The 607-nt window shown below is 66.7% G+C and carries 1 pseudogene; it reads left to right on the top strand.

What is annotated here, in order from left to right:
- Window positions 1-4: 4 nt before the first annotated feature.
- Window positions 5-607: pseudogene (locus ASG03_RS22145) on the top strand (calcium-binding protein); the annotation flags it as partial.

Genomic DNA, 607 nt, shown 5'->3' with positions numbered 1-607 from the left:
CAACGTGCTGACCGGCGGCGCAGGCGCCGACAAGCTCTATGGCGGCGGCGGCAGCGACACGGCCAGCTATGCGAATGCGACGGCGGGCGTCGTGGCCGATTTCTCCAAGCCCTCCAACAACAAGGGCGATGCCGCCGGCGACAGCTACAGCTCGATCGAAAACCTCACCGGATCCGCCTTCAACGACACGCTGGCGGGCAATGGCGGCGACAACGTGCTGACCGGCGGCGCAGGCGCTGACAAGCTCTACGGCGGCGGCGGCAGCGACACCGCGAGCTACGCCGATGCAACGACGGGCGTCGTGGCCGATTTCTCGAAGCCCGCCAACAATACGGGCTTTGCTGCCGGCGACACCTACAGCTCGATCGAAAACCTCACCGGATCCGCCTTCAACGACACGCTGGTGGGCAATGGCGGCGACAACGTGCTGACCGGCGGCGCAGGCGCCGACAAGCTCTACGGCGGCGGCGGCAGCGATACGGCGAGCTATGCGAATGCGACGGCTGCCGTCGTGGCGGACCTGACGAAGCCCGCCAACAACAAGGGCGATGCCGCCGGCGACACCTACAGCTCGATCGAGAACCTCACCGGATCGGCTTTCAACGAT

This window comes from Rhizobium sp. Leaf341 (assembly GCF_001424325.1).
Classification (GTDB): Bacteria; Pseudomonadota; Alphaproteobacteria; order Rhizobiales; family Rhizobiaceae; genus Ferranicluibacter.
The sequence above is the reverse complement of the archived record's forward strand: the minus strand, read 5'-3'. Positions and strand labels throughout refer to the sequence as shown.